At 60.8% G+C, this 18,062-nt stretch carries 19 protein-coding genes; 9 read left to right on the top strand and 10 right to left on the bottom strand.

From position 1 onward, the window contains the following. The first annotated feature begins 318 nt into the window (after positions 1–318). Positions 319–1,362: an RNase H family protein gene (locus ACLI1L_RS03085; protein ID WP_086587943.1), complete on the top strand. Its 1,044-nt coding sequence runs from the start codon at positions 319–321 to the stop codon at positions 1,360–1,362. Between the two features lie 160 nt (positions 1,363–1,522). Here the strand turns inward: ACLI1L_RS03085 and galK are convergent, their stop codons facing one another. The 6 genes from galK to ACLI1L_RS03055 all read right to left on the bottom strand — a co-directional run bounded on the left by galK (position 1,523) and on the right by ACLI1L_RS03055 (position 7,262). Continuing rightward, a complete protein-coding gene (gene galK, locus ACLI1L_RS03080) occupies positions 1,523–2,722 on the bottom strand; it encodes a galactokinase (protein WP_086587941.1) in 1,200 nt (399 codons plus the stop codon). Then, positions 2,715–3,809 carry a galactose-1-phosphate uridylyltransferase gene (gene galT / locus ACLI1L_RS03075; protein WP_086587939.1) on the bottom strand — a complete coding sequence of 365 codons (1,095 nt, stop codon included), beginning with the start codon at positions 3,807–3,809 and terminating at the stop codon, positions 2,715–2,717. The genes galK and galT overlap by 8 nt, the downstream gene beginning before the upstream one ends. Beyond that, positions 3,809–4,051: a hypothetical protein gene (locus ACLI1L_RS03070; protein WP_023020723.1), complete on the bottom strand. Its 243-nt coding sequence runs from the start codon at positions 4,049–4,051 to the stop codon at positions 3,809–3,811. Before ACLI1L_RS03070 ends, galT begins: the two co-directional genes overlap by 1 nt. Positions 4,052–4,061: 10 nt before the next feature. After that, entirely contained in the window at positions 4,062–5,711 is a 1,650-nt protein-coding gene (locus ACLI1L_RS03065) for a sodium:solute symporter family protein (protein WP_394286631.1), read from the bottom strand. A gap of 11 nt (positions 5,712–5,722) precedes the next feature. Further along, positions 5,723–6,622 carry an aldose epimerase gene (locus ACLI1L_RS03060; protein WP_411708015.1) on the bottom strand — a complete coding sequence of 300 codons (900 nt, stop codon included), beginning with the start codon at positions 6,620–6,622 and terminating at the stop codon, positions 5,723–5,725. A 196-nt stretch (positions 6,623–6,818) separates the two neighbouring features. Further along, positions 6,819–7,262 carry a YdcF family protein gene (locus ACLI1L_RS03055; RefSeq protein WP_167371286.1) on the bottom strand — a complete coding sequence of 148 codons (444 nt, stop codon included), beginning with the start codon at positions 7,260–7,262 and terminating at the stop codon, positions 6,819–6,821. Between the two features lie 133 nt (positions 7,263–7,395). Between ACLI1L_RS03055 and ACLI1L_RS03050 the strand changes: the two genes are divergently transcribed. The 6 genes from ACLI1L_RS03050 to rbsD are packed head-to-tail and all read left to right on the top strand — an operon-like array spanning position 7,396 to position 13,063. Next, positions 7,396–8,385: a LacI family DNA-binding transcriptional regulator gene (locus ACLI1L_RS03050; RefSeq protein ID WP_086587931.1), complete on the top strand. Its 990-nt coding sequence runs from the start codon at positions 7,396–7,398 to the stop codon at positions 8,383–8,385. Next, positions 8,382–9,926, top strand: coding sequence for a sugar ABC transporter ATP-binding protein (locus ACLI1L_RS03045; RefSeq protein WP_086587929.1), 1,545 nt, complete (start codon positions 8,382–8,384; stop codon positions 9,924–9,926). Before ACLI1L_RS03050 ends, ACLI1L_RS03045 begins: the two co-directional genes overlap by 4 nt. Then, on the top strand, positions 9,923–10,864 hold the full coding sequence (locus tag ACLI1L_RS03040; protein ID WP_049359515.1) for an ABC transporter permease: 942 nt from the start codon (positions 9,923–9,925) through the stop codon (positions 10,862–10,864). The genes ACLI1L_RS03045 and ACLI1L_RS03040 overlap by 4 nt, the downstream gene beginning before the upstream one ends. Positions 10,865–10,876: 12 nt before the next feature. Then, positions 10,877–11,791: a D-ribose ABC transporter substrate-binding protein gene (locus ACLI1L_RS03035; RefSeq protein WP_086587925.1), complete on the top strand. Its 915-nt coding sequence runs from the start codon at positions 10,877–10,879 to the stop codon at positions 11,789–11,791. Beyond that, positions 11,788–12,696 carry a ribokinase gene (locus ACLI1L_RS03030; RefSeq protein ID WP_411708014.1) on the top strand — a complete coding sequence of 303 codons (909 nt, stop codon included), beginning with the start codon at positions 11,788–11,790 and terminating at the stop codon, positions 12,694–12,696. The genes ACLI1L_RS03035 and ACLI1L_RS03030 overlap by 4 nt, the downstream gene beginning before the upstream one ends. Continuing rightward, positions 12,689–13,063: a D-ribose pyranase gene (gene rbsD / locus ACLI1L_RS03025; protein ID WP_086587921.1), complete on the top strand. Its 375-nt coding sequence runs from the start codon at positions 12,689–12,691 to the stop codon at positions 13,061–13,063. The genes ACLI1L_RS03030 and rbsD overlap by 8 nt, the downstream gene beginning before the upstream one ends. A gap of 99 nt (positions 13,064–13,162) precedes the next feature. Here the strand turns inward: rbsD and purE are convergent, their stop codons facing one another. Then, entirely contained in the window at positions 13,163–13,663 is a 501-nt protein-coding gene (purE, locus tag ACLI1L_RS03020; RefSeq protein ID WP_005322524.1) for a 5-(carboxyamino)imidazole ribonucleotide mutase, read from the bottom strand. 24 nt (positions 13,664–13,687) lie between these two features. Next, positions 13,688–14,803, bottom strand: a complete 1,116-nt coding sequence (locus ACLI1L_RS03015) for a 5-(carboxyamino)imidazole ribonucleotide synthase (protein WP_411708349.1) — start codon at positions 14,801–14,803, stop codon at positions 13,688–13,690. A 79-nt stretch (positions 14,804–14,882) separates the two neighbouring features. On the opposite strand from ACLI1L_RS03015, the gene budA reads away from it, so the two are divergent. Next, positions 14,883–15,614, top strand: coding sequence for an acetolactate decarboxylase (gene budA, locus ACLI1L_RS03010; RefSeq protein WP_411708013.1), 732 nt, complete (start codon positions 14,883–14,885; stop codon positions 15,612–15,614). On the opposite strand, the gene ACLI1L_RS03005 is transcribed toward budA, so the two are convergent. Further along, a complete protein-coding gene (locus tag ACLI1L_RS03005) occupies positions 15,592–16,032 on the bottom strand; it encodes a hypothetical protein (RefSeq protein WP_023020710.1) in 441 nt (146 codons plus the stop codon). The two genes, budA and ACLI1L_RS03005, sit on opposite strands and share 23 nt — an antisense overlap. Before the next feature lie 37 nt (positions 16,033–16,069). Next, the gene (locus tag ACLI1L_RS03000) at positions 16,070–16,954 is read right to left on the bottom strand and encodes a biotin--[acetyl-CoA-carboxylase] ligase (RefSeq protein WP_411708012.1); all 885 of its coding nucleotides are present in this window, start codon (positions 16,952–16,954) and stop codon (positions 16,070–16,072) included. A gap of 44 nt (positions 16,955–16,998) precedes the next feature. Here ACLI1L_RS03000 and ACLI1L_RS02995 point away from each other — a divergent pair, with 44 nt between their 5' ends. After that, the gene (locus tag ACLI1L_RS02995) at positions 16,999–17,991 is read left to right on the top strand and encodes an ABC transporter ATP-binding protein (protein WP_411708011.1); all 993 of its coding nucleotides are present in this window, start codon (positions 16,999–17,001) and stop codon (positions 17,989–17,991) included. The last annotated feature ends 71 nt before the right edge of the window (positions 17,992–18,062 follow it).

Genomic DNA, 18,062 nt, shown 5'->3' with positions numbered 1-18,062 from the left:
CAACCTTACGGGGTGCGGACTTTCGGCTCCGGCGTAACGAAGGTTGATGAAGTGATCTGTAATCATGGTTTCATCTTCACTGCTGGAGGGGCGGAACACGCGTCATGGGGCTCAGGAAGGTGAATTTCCGAGGATCTTAAGTGAGAGGCGGAACTTTAGGTCCAAGGTGATCGGGCCGAATTGAGAGCGTTGAGGCTGAGTTGAGGGCGGGTTGTGCTCAGATCGGCTCGGTCACATTCGACCTAAGGGGAAGTAGTTCAATGCGGTGGTGTGGGGGGATAATTCAGCAGCGCGGTTAACCGTGCTTTACTAGAGATAATGGAACCCATCGAGCTCTCAGAACTTACCGGTACGCAATCGCGCACCTACGGTACCCGCAAGATCACCTCGGACATGGTCTCGGCACCAATCCATGTTGCGGTCGCGCTCTGGGACGAGCGCTGGGATTCCGCCCCCAACGGCACCATCGAAGGCTGGGTCATCGCAGTCAATACTAAGCAGACGCGTTTTGTGCGCCGCGGCCAGACGAAGAAGGGCGATATCGTCGATATCGCCGTACGGGAGGTCAAACGCGCACTCAAGGGACTCGACGGACGGGTGTGGATTGTCACTGGTCGCAGGCAGAATGCGTTGCGAGCGGCACTCACGGCAGACGGTTTCACGGTGACGGGAAGCTTTGCGGAAGAAAATAGGGCTTCGAAGAGCGCGAGCTCCGTGCGCCGAAAACAAGCCGGCCTTACCGCACGGAAGGCGCGCAAGATGGGTGAGGCACCGAAAAAGAAGCAAGCGGCACAGGTAGAGACGCCGAAAGCACACTGGTGGCCGAACTTCTCGCGCGCCTCCTCATGGTCCAAGGGCGACGTGGTTCGCATAGCCACCGACGCTTCCTCGGATACCGTATTCAAGGGGTCGATGTGCTTCGTTGCGGGCAACGGCGACTACCGGTTACGAACTCGAGAAACCAAGGCGAGCACGGATGAGCTCGAGCTCGAAGCACTGACGCTCGCGCTGAAATACCTGCTCAAGGTGGGTGCGCGCAAGGCGGTTATTGAGTCCGATTCCGTAGCCGCTTTGGAGGCGGTCGAGCAGATTGTGCATAAGCGCGGCTCTAAAGCATCGCGGCCGGGGCGCACGTGGCGAGGGGTGTCTTCGGGTGCGCGGTCCCGATTCCAGCAAGCTTGGGGCGATATCCAAGGCCAATGCGAGGTCGACATTCGCCGTGTACTTGGGCATGCGGGTGATCCGCTGAATCGGGCGGCCGACCAGATTGCGTACATGGGGTTGCGCGCGATTGCGCATCCGATGAAGCAGTCTCGCGAGACTCTGCGCGAGGGGATCCAGAAAGCTCTCTTGGCGTTGTGACCCGAACGCTTAGGGCTTTGGGGCTGATCTGATCAGGCCGAATTGAGGGAGTTAAGGCCGATCTGAGGCGGCCCGGCCTTCAGATCAGCCTGATCAGTATGGACCCAACGACAAGAGGCGCACTGGGAGGGTCGCGGCTAAGCCGAGCCGGGCCGCGGAGTTAGGCGAGGCGGCGGGCGCCATCTCCCGGACGCGCAACCAAGAAGGTAGGTTCCGGAAAGCCGCGCGAAACCGCAGCATCATGAATGGCCTGCGCGGTGGACTCGACGGAGGAGTGCGGGATGAGCGCGATAACCGCGCCGCCGAAACCACCACCGGTCATGCGAGCGCCCAGCTCGCCGGCCGCGGTAAAAGCGGAGTCGAGCTCCGGAGTGGTGACCTCATAAAGGTCGCGCAGAGAGATGTGGCTCTCGCGCATAAGACGCCGGAATGTATCTAGATCGGAAGATGCCAGCGCGGTAGCGGCATCTAGGGTCCGGTTGGTTTCTTCCACCACGTGGTGCACGCGGCGGCGATAGAGTTCCGCCTCGGCGGGATTGACGGTGGCGGCAAAGTCCACGGCATTCGAGATCTCGCGGATGGAGTAACCGGCGGCAGATTGGACGGCGTCGATGATGCCGCGGCGGGAGGCGTATTGGCCGTCGGAAAGCGTGTGCGGGGCATTGGTGTCCGCGATGAGCAGCACCATGTCTTGGGCCTCGATATTGAAAGGCACGCGCTCGACGGCGCCGGTGGAAAAATCCAAAAAGAGGGCCTTACCGCGCTGGCCAAAGAGACTGGCGTTTTGGTCCAAGCCACCAGTAGAGGCACCGACCACCTCGTTTTCGGCGCGGATACAGGCTTGCGCCAGCTCACCGCGAGCAGCGTCATCGGGAGCATGCCCGTGCGCGAGCTCATACGCGGCCACGGCCGTGGAGCACTCGAGGGCGGCAGAGCTAGACAGGCCAGAGCCGACGGGGACGTCGGAGACGATGGCGATATCGAGGCCTGTGCATGACAGCGTGCCCGCCGCGGTGGCGGCCCACACGGTGCCGGCAACGTAGCCGGACCAATCGGCGGGGTGGCCCGGACGAACATCGGCGAGCGAAACCTCCGCATGGGCGATGGAACCGTCGAATTCGGAAGCTATGCGGATAAGCCCATCACTGCGAGGCGCGACAGCAACGGCGGTATTTTGCTCCAGCGCGAAAGGAATGGAGGCGCCGCCAGCGTAATCGATATGCTCGCCGATGAGGTTCACGCGGCCGGGTGCGGCCCAGACCCCGGCCGGTGCTGGGGTGTCAGGAAAGACAGTGGCGAATAGGCTGCGCGCAGCGGCAGCGAGCTCCTCATCGGTACGGGTCTCAATCCAGTTAAGCATCCCAGATCTCCTTGAAGCGGGCGGCAATGCGCTCCGGGGTCGTGTCATTGATCCACACGGCCTGCGAGGACTCGGAACCGGCGAGGTATTTCATGCGGCCGGGCGATCGCATAAGCGAAAAGAGCTGCAGGTGCATGCGGATGCCTGGGCGCAGTGCCTTGTCCACCGGTGCCTGGGTCCAGCCGGCGATATAGGGGGTCTTGTCCACGCCATCAAAGAAGCGGTCCACCGCGGAGTACAGCTTCTTAAGCAAGGGTGCGAGGTCGGCACGTTGGGCGTCGGTAAGTGCAGCGAAGTCAGGGACCTCGGAGTTAGGCAGAACCATGGCTTCCAGCGGCCATTTGGCGGCGGCGGGAACGAAGACGGTGAAGTGCTCGGTCTCGGCAATGATGCGGGTGCCGGCGGCGCGCTCCCGATCGAGGAGATCTTGAAAGAGGTCGCCGTCGTAGGCCCGGGCGGAATCCACGATGGAGCGCAGGCGCGGCGAGAGGAATGGATAGGAATAAATCTGGCCGTGCGGGTGCTGGAGGGTCACGCCGATTTCTTCACCGCGGTTTTCAAAGGGGAAAACCTGCTGCACACCGTCAATCTGGGACAACGCGGCGGTGCGATGAGCCCACGCCTCAATAACGGTGCGAATGCGGGATTCGGGCAAATCCTTGAAAGAAAGGGCGGGATCTTCGGTAAAACAGACCACCTCACAGCGGGCGCGCGCAGGAAGGCGCGGCACCATGCCAAGCAGGTTATCCTCCTCGGGGTGCTCGATGTCGGCCGCGGTAGCAAAAGACGGAAAGCGGTTTTCAAAGACCACCACGTCATAGCTAGGGCTGGGGATCTCCGTGGGCAGCTGGCCTTCGCGCGTGGGCGCTAGCGGGTTCTCATTGGCCGGTGGCAGGAAGGTGCGGTTCATGCGGTGGGCGGCAAAGGCCACCCAGTCTCCTGTCAGGGGATCCCGGCGCATCTCGGAAGCAGGGGCGACGGTAGGGATATCGCGGGAATCAACGAGCACGCGGTCAGGGTGGGGTTGGTCGTCGAAGTAAAGGATTTCGCGGCCGTCGGCAAGCGTGGCGGAGGTAATCTCAACCATTAGTCTTCTCCTGGGATGGTGATGGGCTTCAGGCGCGCCCACAGCACAAAGGCGGCGGCCACGGCCAGCAAAGCAAGGCTTGCCCATAGGTTATCGCTGACGTTTTTGGCCTGCCCGGTATCTGGGTTAATGCCTGGGTCAAGGAAGAAATAGCAGCCGAGCAAGATGAGGCCGTAGAGGCCGAGGAGTGCGGCGATGACGTTGCGCAGGTCGAACGCGCCCGCGCGCTTTTTCTCAGACATGTTGGGCTCCTTAGGCAAAGATGACGTTGAGTGCTACGGCCATAACTAGGCAGATAATGCCCAGTGGGACGGTCTGTTGGTACCACGGCAAGGACTTTTCGGTGTAGTCCTCAAAGTGGTCTTTGGGGGTCACGGAAGAGACGAAGCCAACCAGCTCGCTATCCGGCTTGGGCTGGGTAAATAGGGTGACCACGATGGAGACCACGATATCCACGGCGAAGGCCACGCCGGCCGCGACGAAGGCGGTGCCCTGGCCTGGAAGATTAATCATGTCCGTGAAAGAAGCGACGTACCAGAAAACGATGGCGGAACCAGTACCGGCCACCAGTCCGGACCAACCAGCGTGTGGGGTCATGCGCTTCCAGAACATACCCAAGATGAAGGTGGCAAAGAGCGGCGCATTGAAGAAGCCAAAGAGGGTCTGCAGGTAGTCCATGATATTGCCAAAGTTTTGCGCCAAAAGCGCGGTGAAGATGGCAATAGCGGTGGCGATAACCGTAGCGATGCGTCCGAACTTCAAGTAGTAGTCATCCTCGCGGTCCTTGACCACGTAGGTCTGCCAGATGTCATAGGAAATGACGGTATTAAAGGCCGAGATATTGGCGGCCATGCCGGCCATGAACGACGCCAAGAGACCGGCGATCGCCACACCCAATAGGCCATTGGGCAGCAGGTCGCGCATGAGCAGCAGGATGGCGTCGTTCGGCTCGGCGCGCTCCTCCATCAAGTCAGCCACGGACACGGAAGCAACCATGCCCGGAATAACCACCAGGAAAGGTACGAACATCTTGGGGAAGGCGCCGATGATCGGGGTCTTGCGGGCCGCGGAAATAGAATCCGAGGCCATGGCGCGCTGGACTTCTACGAAGTTAGTGGTCCAGTAGCCGAAGGAGAGCACGAAGCCTAGGCCTAGGACGATGCCGATGACGGACCACACCGGGTTTTCGAAGCCGGAGATGTCCGTGCCCGGCCAGGTGTGGAAGTGAGAGTCATTGGCCACGGCGTCTTTTAGCCCGCTCCAGCCGCCCACGCGGTTCAACCCAATAATGGTTAGTGGGGCAAGCGCGGCGATAATGACGAAGAACTGCAGCACCTCGTTATAGATGGCGGCCGAAAGGCCACCCAGGGTGATATAGGACAGCACTATAAACCCGGCGACCAAGAGCGATACCCACATCTGCCAGCCCAATAGGGCTTCTACGATGGTGGCCAGCAGGTACAGGTTCACTCCTGCAATGAGCAGCTGGGCTACGGCAAAAGAAATCGCGTTGACCAAGTGCGCGGCATTGCCAAAACGTTTGCGCATAAATTCCGGCACTGAGCGCACCTTGGAGCCGTAGTAGAACGGCATCATCACAATGCCCAAAAAGACCATGGCGGGGATGGCACCGATCCAGAAGTAGTGCATGGTTTGGAAGCCATACTCCACGCCATTGGCGGACATACCGATGATTTCTACCGCGCCTAGGTTGGCCGAGACGAAGGCCAGTCCGGTCACCCAGGCGGGCAAGCCTCGACCGGAGAGGAAGAAGTCGATGGAACTGGACACCCTGGCCTTGGCGGCCCAGCCGATACCTAGAACGAAGAGGAAGTAGATGGCTACCAATAAGTAATCCACCCAAGAGGCATCGAGCCTCAATACGGATTCAGCAGTCTCCATGGCTGACCTTTCTAGTTATTATTTTCTGCTGCCAGCAGCAGCGTATAAGTCTGTGGATTTTGAGCACTCAAGCGCGCGAGGTCTTCCCCGCTACGCAGCGCATTCGGCGGCGCGCTCATGGGCTCTACCGCAAGCGCCTTGCCTGGGCCTTGTTCCCGCGGGAAGTTGGTTGGGGTAAACATCTGCACCCAGTTCAGGCCCTCGCCCATCTCCAGCCGCACGCCTTTTCCACCGGCTGCATATATGGCCGTCAGCGGCCCTTCACCGTGGAAGCAATCGTCCCAATCCACCTCGGCGATGGGTTGGTTGACAATGCGCACCTGCTCCGTCTTGCCCGTGGGCAGGTTGCGCGTGTCTAGCACGTGGCGCTTGCCGACGTCCACGCTCAGCACCGCTTCCTCCGCCCCAGCTCCCTGTGGGGAAAGGTAGAGGTGGAGGCCATAGGCAAAGGGAACCTCGCCGGGGTCTGCGGTGCGGGCGGTGAGTTGGTGGTGCAATCCTTGCTCATCGAGAGCATAGGTAGCCTCCAGCTGAATGGCCCATGGCCAACCGTGCCGCGGCTCGATGTCAAAGGCGAGGATCACTCGGCTTTCTGTGCGTTCCTTCATTCGCCACCAATCCACCGCGAAGCCGTGGATGGCGTTATTGCGCTCCGGTTCCGTAATTTCTAGCTGGTGGGCGCTCCCCTGCCATTCAAACCAGCCATCTTCGGTGCGATTGGGCCACGGCGCCAGCACTACACCGGCCATGAGTGGTGGTTTACCGTCGTAGCTTTCTACCAAGGGCGCACCGCGATAGGTCAACGCCTTGATTGCACCGCCGAACAGAGCAATCTCGGCCGCGTAATCGCCATAAGAAATGGCGACGCTGGGGTATTCAGCGTCAGAGCCAGCCGCTCCTCCACTGGTCATAACAAAGACCTTTCTGGCTATAACTTTCGTTGGATTTAGCCTAGGAGCACGGCAAAGCGCCGGTCAATCGTTTGCATAACCACCAGCGAATACCCACAGTTTCAGCAGGTTACGGACCTAGAGTTAACCGCTTGTTAACCTCTTTCGGGGCTGGAGGCCCGCGGACAGATAGGGGGCTGCCTCATAAAGAGAAGCGCTATCCGCGAATCCGCCGCCACGCTATTCGCGCCGCAGAGTGCGGGGTGGCCAGAACTTCGCGCAGGTAATTGCGCGGCATCAAGCGCCACGGGGTCCGCGCAGGATAAAGGTGCACGGCGATGCCAAGATGCCAGGCCCACAGGGCCGTGCGTAGGACATGGAAATCATTGGTCACCACCTGCAAGACAGCGTCCGGGACCAAGCGGTGAGCATTTTCCAAGTTCTCATTGGTGCTCGTAGCGTCTGGCTCCACCACTACTCGCTCAGCAGGTACGCCGCGCTCAATAAGATAAGTGGCCATCGGACCTGCCTCGCCGCGACCAGAGACAATAATCTGCTGGCCATGATAAAGGGCCAGCGCTTTATCCAGACGCGAACGCAACATAGCGCCGGGGTAGCCGTGGGTCACGCGGGAACCCAACACGAGGAGCGGGTCAGACATGGATACCAGCATAGACTCGCCACACCTTGACAGAAAGATAGAAAAGGTCTTAGGTTTAACTCGAGCATGCAATCGATTGCACCCCGTAGGGCCAGACGATGGCTCATATGCCTTAAAACCCAAGGAGGTCAGCATGGCCGGAACCACCCTTAAAGACGTGGCCGCTGCTGCTGGAGTATCCATTTCTACCGCGTCCCGCTCACTCTCGGGCAACCCTGCTATCTCTGAATCCACGCGCCAACGCGTCAAGGACACGGCCGTCAAGCTGAACTATAGGCCCAACGCCCAGGCCCGCGCCTTGCGTAGCTCCCGGTCGAATGCCATCGGCCTAGTCATCCCCAGCCTGGATAATGCCTATTTCGCAGCGATGGCGGCAGCCGTTGAAGAGGCCGCCGATAAACAGGGTCTAGCCACAATGATTACCAGTTGCGGCGAGGAACCACAGCGGCTAGTCAAGGCCCTCGATGCCCTCATGGAACGCCAGGTGGACGGAATTATCGCCGTACCGCTCGAAGGTGCCGAAGAAGCGCTCGAGCAGGCGCGCACCTACCGGCCGCTCGTGCTCATTGACCGGACCCTGGGCCAGATTCCCGCGGTGCTATCAGATCCGCACAAGGGAATCGAACAGGCCGTGGAACAGCTCAAGGAGAAGGGGCACACGCATATCGGCTACCTGTCCGGCCCGCAGGAAACCTCCACCGGCCGGCAGCGACTCGAAGCATTCAAGGCCGCCACGCGTGGGATGCCTACCCACATCCACCACGGCAGCTACCGCCACCGCGAAGGTTATAAGGGCGCTATCGCGCTCCTGCAGGAGGGCGTCACCGCGCTTATTGCCGGCGATTCCATGATGACTGCCGGTGCACTAGAGGCCTGCCATAATGCGGGTAAGCGCATCGGAGAAGAGATCGCGCTCGTGGGCTTCGATGATTTTATCTACCTGCGCTTTCAGCCCTCCCCCATTTCGGTAGTGGACCAGGATGTTGCACGGATGGGCGAGACCGCCACGGCTAAGCTCATCGCGGCCATTAACGAAAAGCGCCAGCCAGAAGGCGAAGTGCTAGACACCCGCTACATCCCACGCATGTCCACCGCCCACCACCTCGATGAGGCCACGCCATGAGTGACCACGTATTGCGCCTAGAAAACGTCACCAAATCCTTTGGCCAGGTGGAAGTCATTAAAGGCGTGGATCTCACCGTCCGCCGGGGTCAGGTCCAAGCCTTGCTGGGTGAAAACGGCGCCGGAAAATCCACGCTCATCAAGATGATTGCCGGCGTCCACCAACCAGATTCCGGCCGCATTGTGGTGGATGGCGCAGAGGTTAAAATCCCAGACACCAATGCCTCCGAGGCGCTGGGCATCGCCACCATCCACCAAGAGCTCAACCTCGTTCCCACCATGTCGGTGGCCGAGAACATCATGCTCGGGCGCACCCCGCGCCGCTTCGGGTTGGTCAACCACAAACACCTCAAGACACAGGCCCAAGCCGCGCTGCATCTCATCGGCTTGGACGTGGACCTGGATATGCCGGTGGGTGAGCTCGGCGTCGCCAAGCAGCAGCTCGTAGAAATCGCCAAGGCGCTGTCCATGAACGCGCGAATTCTTATCCTGGATGAGCCCACGGCCGCGCTCACCGGTAAGGAGGTCGATGCCCTCTTTGCCGTGCTTGAGGAGCTCAAGGCCAAGGGCGTGGCCATGATTTTTATCAGCCATCACTTGGAGGAACTAGCGCGAATTGCAGAGACCATTAGCGTGCTGCGCGATGGTTCTTTCATTGCCGAAGTCCCTGCCGATACGGACGAAGACGAGCTGGTCCGGCTCATGGTCGGCCGCGAGATTGAAAATCAATACCCGCGCAAGGTTCCCCCTGAACACGGCGAGGCCCTACTAGAAGTCTCCGAGCTGACTTCCGACGGCGCCTTTCACGACGTCACCTTCTCCGTCCATGCCGGCGAAGTCGTCGGCCTAGCCGGACTCGTGGGGGCCGGCCGTACCGAGGTCATTCGCGCCATCGCAGGCGCCGATCCTTACGATTCCGGCTCCATCCGCGTTGGCGGCACGCAGCTGCGCAGCGGCGATATACGCGCCGCCATCCGAGCCGGCGTGGGCCATATCCCGGAAGACCGCAAGTCCCAGGCGCTCGTCCTTGACGCCTCCGTGGGCGATAACCTGGGGTTTGCTACCCTCTACCCCACTGCCAAGGCAGGGCTTGCAGACCGCAGCGGCCAACGCCGCCGCGCCGGTGCGGTAGCGGAAAAGCTGCGCATCCGCATGGCTGATCTCTCGCAGCCCATCCGGAACTTATCCGGTGGCAACCAACAAAAGGCCGTCTTCGGCCGCTGGGTGCTCGCCGGCTCCAAAGTCCTCCTGCTCGATGAGCCCACCCGCGGCGTCGACGTCGGTGCCAAGGTGGAGATCTACAACATCATTAATGAGGTCACCGCAGCCGGTGGCGCCGTGCTCATGGCCTCCTCCGATTTACCCGAGGTGCTCGGCATGTCCGATCGCATCCTCGTCATGTCCGGTGGACAACTCGCCGGCCAACTACCCAAGGACTCCACCCAAGACGAGGTCATGGCCTTCGCCGTATCCAATGTGACCTCCGCTACTTCCGCCACTGCTGCCGCACCTGCCGGCGCCAACCCCAAGGATGAAGCATGACCAAAAATAGAGTAGTTAACTGGGCCATGAATAATGGCGCTCTCGTTGGCCTCATTGCCCTGTGCATCGCGCTGTTTATCGCTACCCCGTACTTCCTTACCGTGGCGAACCTGCTCAATATCGGCATCCAGGCCGCCACGGTGGCGATCTTGGCCTTCGGCATGACCTTTGTGATTGTCACCGCTGGCATCGACCTTTCGGTAGGTTCGGTCGCCGCGCTCGGTGCCATGGTCTCGGCCTATATGTTCTCCACCGCTGGCCTACCTGGCTGGCTCACGTTGCTCATCGGCCTTATCGTAGGCGCGCTGGCCGGCGCCATCTGCGGCATGGCCACCGCGTGGGGCAAGATTCCGTCCTTCATCGCAACGCTGGCCATGATGTCCATCGCCCGCGGACTTACCCTGGTCATCTCCCAGGGCTCGCCCATTGAAACCGCCCCAGCCGTCAACGCCTTTGGCGGCGATATCGCGGGCTTCCCAGTGCCAATCATCATGATGGTCATCGCCGGGCTCATGTGCTGGTTCATCCTAGAGCGCACGGTACTTGGCCGTTCCATGTACGCCATCGGCGGCAACCTGGAGGCCGCCCGTCTCTCGGGCCTGCCGGTCAAGCGCATCCAGATCGCTGTCTTCGCACTCTCCGGTTTCTTTGCCGCCTGGGCCGGCATGGTCATGGCAGGCCGCCTCGAATCTGCACAGCCGCAGGCCGGCACCGGCTACGAATTGGATGCCATCGCGGCCGTCGTTATCGGCGGCGCCTCGCTTTCCGGCGGGCAAGGCAAGGCCACCGGCACTCTGGTCGGCGCAATTCTTTTGGCCGTTATCCGCAACGGTCTGAATCTGCTCAATGTCTCCTCGTTCTGGCAGCAGATTGTCATTGGTTTGGTCATTGCGCTGGCCGTCGGCTTCGACGTCATCCGCAATAAGACGGCTAATTAAGGAGCGCCCACCATGAAAAAGCTCATCGCCACCCTTCTCGTGCCGGCTCTCGCGCTTGGTCTTGCCTCGTGCAATCGTTCGGAAGAAGACCGCAACCGCATCACGCTAGCGCTATCGACACAGACCAACCCCTTCTTCGTTGAGCTGCGCCACGGCGCACAAGATAAGGCCAAGGAGCTCGGCGTTCCGCTGGATATCCAGGACGCCTCCGATGACCCCGCCCAACAGGTCAATCAACTGGGCAATGCCACGTCGATGGGAGCCAAGGTCGTCGTGGTCAACCCCACCGATTCCGATGCCGTGGCCCCGGCCGTGCGCGGCATCAAGGATGACGGCGTGCCGGTTATCGGCGTGGACCGCGACGTCAACGGCGTAGAACTGGATTCCATGGTGGCCTCCGATAATGTCGCCGGCGGCGCACAGGCGGCGGATACCCTCGCCCACTCCATCGGGGAAAAGGGAGAAATACTTATCCTGCAGGGCACCGCCGGTACCTCCGCCTCGCGCGAGCGCGGCAAAGGTTTTGAAGAGCAGATTGCGAAGTACGGGGGTATTCGGGTCGTCGGCAAGCAATCGGCGAATTTTGACCGTACGGAGGGTCTCAACGTCGCCACCAACCTGCTGCAAGCCAACCCTAATATCAAGGCCATCTTTGCAGAGAACGATGAAATGGCGCTCGGCGCGGTCGAAGCCTTGGGCTCGCGCGCCGGTAATGAGGTCAAGGTGGTGGCTTTTGACGGCACCTTCGATGGCCTCAAGGCAGTCAAAGATGGCAAGCTGGAAGCTACCATCGCCCAGCAGCCAGCAGAGCTCGGTGCCCGCGCCATCGAACAAGCCGCAGCGCTCCTGCACGGTGGCACGGCGGAGAAGAACGTCCCCGTCGAGGTCATCACCGTCACCCGCGACAATGTAGAGGATTTCCAATGAGCAAGCTAACCGTCGTCGGATCCATCAATGCCGATCTCATCGTCCACGCCGAGCGCCACCCGCAGCCCGGCGAGACCCTGCTGGGCTCCGGCGGCGAGATCTTGGCCGGAGGAAAGGGCGCTAACCAGGCAGTAGCGGCGGCGCAGCTGGGTGCCAACGTGGCCTTTGTGGGCGCGGTGGGCTCCGATCCCTATGCCGAGCCCGCCATGTACTATATGCGCACCTCCGGAATCGATCTGGGCGCTGTAGAGCAGGCCGATACCAATACGGGCCTCGCCGTCATTACCGTCTCGGCGGATGGCGAGAACACCATCGTCATCTCCCCCGGTGCCAATGCGCTTGTCGACGCCCCCTTTGTCACCGCCCGCTCCTCCACCATCGCCGATGCCGACGTGGTGCTCCTCCAAGGCGAGATCCCTGCCTCTGGTTTCCAAGCCGCCGTGGAAGCGGCCCAGGGCCGTGTGGTGGTCAACCTCGCGCCTGTGGTCAAGGTCGACCGTGACTCGCTTCTGCAGGCTGATCCCCTACTCGCCAACGAGCACGAGGCGGGGCTCATCTTGGACCAACTCGGCCTACCTGCAGACGGCGCCCCGCGCGAGCTCGCCCACCGCCTGGTAGAGGCAGGCTTCCGTTCCGTCGTGCTGACCCTTGGCGCCCACGGCGCCTACGTTGCTACCCCGGATAGCGGCACGAATATCCCCACCCCACGCGTGACCGCCGTGGATACCACCGGCGCCGGCGATGCCTTTGCTGGTGCTTTCTGCGCCCAGCTCCTCACCGGGGCCTCGCTTGTCGATGCCGCTACATTCGCCGCCTGCGTCGGCGCCTTCGCCGCCACCGGTAACGGCGCGCAGCCCTCCTACCCCACGACCGCATCCACTTTGCCGGAGGTCACCAATGCGTAAGTCCGGTCTTCTTAATCCCGCGCTCGCCGGTGCCGTTGCGCGCCTTGGCCACACTGATACCTTTGTCATCGCTGATTGCGGCCTGCCCATTCCTCACGATGTTCCAGTCATCGACCTCACGCTTACCTTCGGCATCCCCACCTTTGCCGATACGCTGGCCGCCCTCCTCGACGAAGTCGTAGTCGAAGCCGCCACCATCGCCGATTCCACCCCGCCCGAGGTGCGTTCCTTGCTTCCCGCAGTACCCCTCACCGAGGTCTCCCATGACGACCTCAAACGCGAAGTTGCCCGCGCCTCCTTTGTCGTGCGCACCGGTTCCACCACGCCGTTTGCCAATGTCATTTTGCGCTCCGGCGTGCCCTTCTAGCGTTCGTCGACGTCACCGCGCAGAAGACAAGCACGCTTTGCCGAAACCTCCGCGGTTGTGGCAAAACGTGCTTGTTTTATTTACTTCTTTTCCTAAGAGCTACTCTCCCAGCAGTTTGTCGCGCAGGTTCTTATCCTTCTGCTCGACCTCTTCGGCCATCTGCTTTTGGTAATCCACCATCTTGTCCTGGATGGCGGGGTCACCTGCGCCGAGAATGCGCGCAGCAAGCAGGCCGGCGTTTTTTGCACCGCCGATGGAAACGGTGGCGACCGGCACGCCGCTAGGCATCTGCACGATGGAAAGAAGGGAGTCGAGGCCATCGAGATCCTTCAATGCGCGCGGGATGCCGATGACTGGCAGCGGCGTGGCGGCTGCAACCATGCCGGGCAAGTGCGCGGCGCCACCGGCACAGGCGATGATCGCTTTCAGGCCGCGGGTATGGGCTTCTTTCGCATATGCGAGCATCTTTTCTGGGGTGCGGTGAGCGCTGACCACGCCAACTTCGAAGGGGATGCCAAAGTCTGCGAGGACCTGAGCGGCGGGTTCAACGGTGGGCCAATCGGAATCGGAGCCCATGATGATGCCTACGTGCGGTTGCATAATGTCCTTTCTACAGGCAGGAATTTAAGCCCATTCGGCGTGCACGAGAAAGTGCGCTGCCTGGCGGGCGATGGTCAGGGTCTCGTCGGTGTCCTCACCGGTGACGTTGACGTGGCCAATCTTGCGGCCAGGGCGGTGGTCTTTGCCGTAGAGGTGAATCTTGGCCTGCGGGTAACGCTTCATTACTTCACGAACGCGCTCCGGCATGGGCATGGCAGGATCTTCGTCGGCTCCCAAGACATTGGCCATGACGGTAACGGGGGCAAGCGCATCGACCGCACCTAGCGGGAGGTCGAGCACGGCGCGCAGGTGCTGCTCAAACTGGGAGGTAACACAGCCGTCCTGAGTCCAGTGACCGGTGTTATGCGGACGCATGGCCAGTTCGTTAACGGAGATATCCTCGCCGTCGGGACCGTCAAAGGCGAAGAGTTCTACGGCGAGCACGCCGGTCACGCCCAAGGACTCGGCAATAGATAGTCCCAGCTCGGAAGCGCGCTGGGAAAGTTCCGGGGTAAGGCCGGGGGCGGGCGCGATGGCCTCGGCACAGATGCCGTTTTCCTGGCGGGATTGGGTAATCGGCCACACCTTGGCCTCACCGGAGGGGCGGCGGGCAACGAGGATGGAAAGCTCGCGGGTTAGGTCCACCTTTTCCTCAGCCATGAGAGGGGTACCGGCCTCGAGCAGCTCGGAGACCAGCTCAAAGCAATTATCGGCGGTGGGGAACCACACGCCCTTGCCGTCATAGCCACCGCGACGGGCCTTGAGGCACACGCGGCCATCGACGGCGTCGAAAAAGGCGCGGGCATCGGCCACCGAGTCGATCGCAGCAAAGCGTGGCACGGGGGCACCAAATGCGGCGAGCTTTTCGCGCATCTTTAGCTTGTCCTGCGCATAGATGAGGGCGGTGGGCTGAGGTTGGACGTTAAATCCGGCGTCGATAAGCGCGGCGGAGTGTTCATTGGGCACATGCTCGTGCTCGAAAGTAATGGCATCCGCGCCCTCGGCCACGCCACGCAGCTCCTCCAAGGAGGTGTAGTCCCCTAGGACCACGTCCGGGGTGACCTGCGCCGCGGAGGAATCCGGCTTGCTGGCCAAAATCCGCAGGTGAACATCGAGTTCCGCGGCGGCCGGCTGCATCATCCGAGCCAGCTGGCCGTCGCCACAAACAGTTACAATAGGCTTTAAGTCACTCACGTCCCCCAATACTAGCCTGGATACTATGTTCACTCGTCATACCATCTTCCAAAATTCACTCATGACCGCTTTGCTTGATGGCATTTATGACGGCGAAATGACCATTTCAGAGCTGCTGGGTAAGGGAAATTTTGGCCTGGGCACCTTCGATGGGCTCGACGGTGAGATGATTATCTTGGATGGCACCTGCTACCAACTGCGGGGCGATGGCTCCGCGCGAATTGCAGACCTAGATCAGCGCACCCCCTATGCGGTTGCCACGAATTTTGTGCCCCGTATTACTGCTGATGCACCCACGGGCTTGCGCCGCGATCAACTCTCGGCGTTCATTGACAAGCTTGAGCCTTCCGCTAATTACATGTATGCGGTGCGTATCGCAGGCACCTTCAAAGAGGTCACCACCCGCACGGTGGTCAAGCAGGAAAAGCCCTACCCACCGATGTCAGAGGCCGTCGGCGGAGATAAAGAGCTGCACTTTCAGAACGTCGAAGGAGTCATCGGCGGCTTCCGCACCCCCGTTTATGAAAAAGGAATTTCGGTGCCAGGCTGTCACGTGCACTTTATCGACGCCGCACGCACCTCCGGTGGGCACGTATTGGACTACGTATTAGATAAGGCGACCATCGAGCTCTGCCCCGCCTCTGATTTAGAGCTGCGCCTGCCGCTGACGCAGGAATTTAGCCGCGCCAACCTCTCGCCGGAGGACCTGGATAGCCAGCTGCACACCACTGAGGTTAAAACCAAGGGCGATCATTAATAATCTCAGCCACGCGCTTGGGCTTAGCCACATTAGGGAAATACATGGCGCGGTCCCAGCCGTGAATGGCTAGGGACACCCCGCCCCGGCGCTTGCGGGCGCCGCGAATATCCTGCAGAGGAATGGAATCGATAGTGCGCCCCTCGCGCGCGATGACGCGCCTATTGGTCACTATGAAGCGCTTGCGGCGAGCCTTATAAAGCGGGATGACAAAGCGCCAGATTCCCAACAGCGCCCACACCGCGACCAGTCCATTGCGCAGCATCGGGTCTACCGCTTGGACATCGCACCAACCGATGGCAATCCACAGCAGACCGGTAATGAGGATGAGCTCAAGAAAAGGGAAAATCAATGCGCGAAACGGCGCGGAGACATCTGCGCGCTTGATCTCGCCTTGGCCCATCTTCATTAATCCCATAGCTATGGATGCTACCTCGCGTGCCTACTGTGGTGGTCTATTGCTGTGGTCGCAAGTGCGTGACATCGCCCGCGGAATAGTACTCACCAGCGACCATGATGCGGCCGTCCTCGCCGATTTCATCCACGTGCCCAATAACATCGCCGGATGGAGTTTCTAGGCGCACCTGTTGTCCCAGTGAGGAACACACCGCACGGTAATCGCGCAGGAGCTGCGGGTCTTGGTTCTCCCACTGCACAATGCGGCGGCGTAGGTTCTTGAGCACGGTAATGGCCAGCTCGGTGCGGTCGGTATCGCGGCCTTCGAGCGCGAGCGAGGTGGCCTTTTCAATCGGCAGCTCCTCGCGGGTCAAGGTGACATTGATGCCCATGCCTACGACGACGCGCGCAGAGGGCGCGGCACCGCCTACGGCTTTATTGAGCTCCGCCTTATTGACTTCGGCTTTATTTACTTCCGCCTTGTTGACCTCAGCCTTATTAAGTTCAGCCTTGCCCACTTCCACCTTGGTGAGCTCGGTCTTTGGCGCGGCCTTGAAAGCCTGGCCCACGGGTCCGGCCTCAGCGAGGATGCCGCACAGCTTATTGCCGTCGATATGCACATCATTCGGCCACTTGAGCACGGTGCCCTCGATGGAATCGGTGACCGCCAAGCCCGCGGCCAGAGGTAGGGTGCCCAAGTGATCGAGGGATTCCGGCAGCAAAAGCACAGAGAAAATGACTTGCGAACCGGCCGGCGCGGTCCAGGAGCGGCCGAGGCGGCCCTTGCCGGAAAGTTGTTCGTCGGCAAGCAGCACGGTGCCATCCGCAACGTTGGTGGCCTGCATCAAGTCGGTATTGGTGGAGCCGGTCTTTTCCACGAAATCGATGGTGGTGAAATCATCGGCCAATGCGGTGCGAATGCGTTCCAAATCAAGTGCAGTCATAAGCTTTAAGGATACCGGCCACCAATGGTGCTAGTGTGTTGCGCATGGCAAAGGTCACTTTTGAAAAGGTCAACATCACCTACCCCGGCGCGAGCGCGCCCACGGTAAAGGACTTGGACCTCGAAATCGCGGACGGCGAGTTTTTGGTCCTCGTTGGCCCATCGGGCTGCGGCAAGTCCACAACGCTACGCGCACTGGCAGGCCTGGAACCAACATCCAGCGGCCGCATCACCATTGATGGCAAGGACGTGACCAACTTAGAGCCAGGCGATCGCGATATCGCCATGGTCTTTCAGAATTATGCGCTTTACCCACACCTGACAGTAGAACAAAACATGGGCTTTGCTTTGAAGCTGGCGAAGTTGCCCAAGGCCGAAATCAAGGCCAAGGTGCACGCAGCTGCGGAGACACTCGGTCTGACCGATTATCTCAAGCGAAAGCCCAAGGACCTTTCCGGTGGCCAGCGCCAGCGCGTGGCCATGGGCCGCGCCATTGTGCGCGAGCCGAAGGCCTTCCTCATGGATGAGCCACTATCCAACCTGGATGCCAAGCTGCGCGTTCAGACCCGCGCCGAGTTGGCCAGCCTGCAGCAGCGACTGGGTACGACGACGATATACGTCACCCACGACCAGGTAGAGGCGATGACCATGGGTGACCGTGTGGCGGTGCTCAAGGACGGCGAGCTGCAGCAAGTGGCTCCGCCGCGCGAGCTTTATCACGCCCCCGCAAACGAATTCGTCGCCGGTTTCATCGGCTCGCCCGCCATGAATATCTTTGACTACAACGGCGGCCGCGTAGGTGTACGCCCAGAAAAGATGTTTATCAACAAGGGTCCAGTGGGTTTTCAGGGTGTGGTGGACATTGTGGAAGAGCTGGGCGCCGAGTCCTATGTCTACGTCACCGTGGGCGAAAACCGCTTTGTTGCTCGCGCCGAAGGTACCCCACCACAGCGCGGCGAAGATGTCGTACTGACATTCAACCCGCGCGAAGCACTCCGCTTTGACCCGGAAACGGGGCGCCGTATCTCACAGGATTAGCCCCGCGGAGGACACTGGGCCACAGTGCCGCAGGTACGTAGTCCAACCGCCCGCTGCCCCTTTACTACCCC

Origin of the sequence: Corynebacterium sp. LaCa117 (assembly GCF_046717765.1) — a bacterium.
Classification (GTDB): domain Bacteria; phylum Actinomycetota; class Actinomycetes; order Mycobacteriales; family Mycobacteriaceae; genus Corynebacterium; species Corynebacterium kefirresidentii.
The sequence above is the reverse complement of the archived record's forward strand: the minus strand, read 5'-3'. Positions and strand labels throughout refer to the sequence as shown.

Coding starts and splice junctions, on each gene's coding strand:
- ACLI1L_RS03060 (WP_411708015.1), bottom strand. CDS start 6,622: ATGACCAGTGGAGGAGCGGCTGGCTCTGACGCTGAATACCCCAGCGTC.
- ACLI1L_RS03000 (WP_411708012.1), bottom strand. CDS start 16,954: ATGACTGCACTTGATTTGGAACGCATTCGCACCGCATTGGCCGATGAT.
- ACLI1L_RS02995 (WP_411708011.1), top strand. CDS start 16,999: ATGGCAAAGGTCACTTTTGAAAAGGTCAACATCACCTACCCCGGCGCG.
- ACLI1L_RS03065 (WP_394286631.1), bottom strand. CDS start 5,711: ATGGAGACTGCTGAATCCGTATTGAGGCTCGATGCCTCTTGGGTGGAT.
- purE (WP_005322524.1), bottom strand. CDS start 13,663: ATGCAACCGCACGTAGGCATCATCATGGGCTCCGATTCCGATTGGCCC.
- ACLI1L_RS03035 (WP_086587925.1), top strand. CDS start 10,877: ATGAAAAAGCTCATCGCCACCCTTCTCGTGCCGGCTCTCGCGCTTGGT.
- galT (WP_086587939.1), bottom strand. CDS start 3,809: ATGGTTGAGATTACCTCCGCCACGCTTGCCGACGGCCGCGAAATCCTT.
- ACLI1L_RS03045 (WP_086587929.1), top strand. CDS start 8,382: ATGAGTGACCACGTATTGCGCCTAGAAAACGTCACCAAATCCTTTGGC.
- ACLI1L_RS03050 (WP_086587931.1), top strand. CDS start 7,396: ATGGCCGGAACCACCCTTAAAGACGTGGCCGCTGCTGCTGGAGTATCC.
- ACLI1L_RS03070 (WP_023020723.1), bottom strand. CDS start 4,051: ATGTCTGAGAAAAAGCGCGCGGGCGCGTTCGACCTGCGCAACGTCATC.
- ACLI1L_RS03055 (WP_167371286.1), bottom strand. CDS start 7,262: ATGTCTGACCCGCTCCTCGTGTTGGGTTCCCGCGTGACCCACGGCTAC.
- galK (WP_086587941.1), bottom strand. CDS start 2,722: ATGCTTAACTGGATTGAGACCCGTACCGATGAGGAGCTCGCTGCCGCT.
- ACLI1L_RS03085 (WP_086587943.1), top strand. CDS start 319: ATGGAACCCATCGAGCTCTCAGAACTTACCGGTACGCAATCGCGCACC.
- ACLI1L_RS03030 (WP_411708014.1), top strand. CDS start 11,788: ATGAGCAAGCTAACCGTCGTCGGATCCATCAATGCCGATCTCATCGTC.
- ACLI1L_RS03015 (WP_411708349.1), bottom strand. CDS start 14,803: ATGATGCAGCCGGCCGCCGCGGAACTCGATGTTCACCTGCGGATTTTG.
- ACLI1L_RS03005 (WP_023020710.1), bottom strand. CDS start 16,032: ATGGGATTAATGAAGATGGGCCAAGGCGAGATCAAGCGCGCAGATGTC.
- rbsD (WP_086587921.1), top strand. CDS start 12,689: ATGCGTAAGTCCGGTCTTCTTAATCCCGCGCTCGCCGGTGCCGTTGCG.
- budA (WP_411708013.1), top strand. CDS start 14,883: ATGTTCACTCGTCATACCATCTTCCAAAATTCACTCATGACCGCTTTG.
- ACLI1L_RS03040 (WP_049359515.1), top strand. CDS start 9,923: ATGACCAAAAATAGAGTAGTTAACTGGGCCATGAATAATGGCGCTCTC.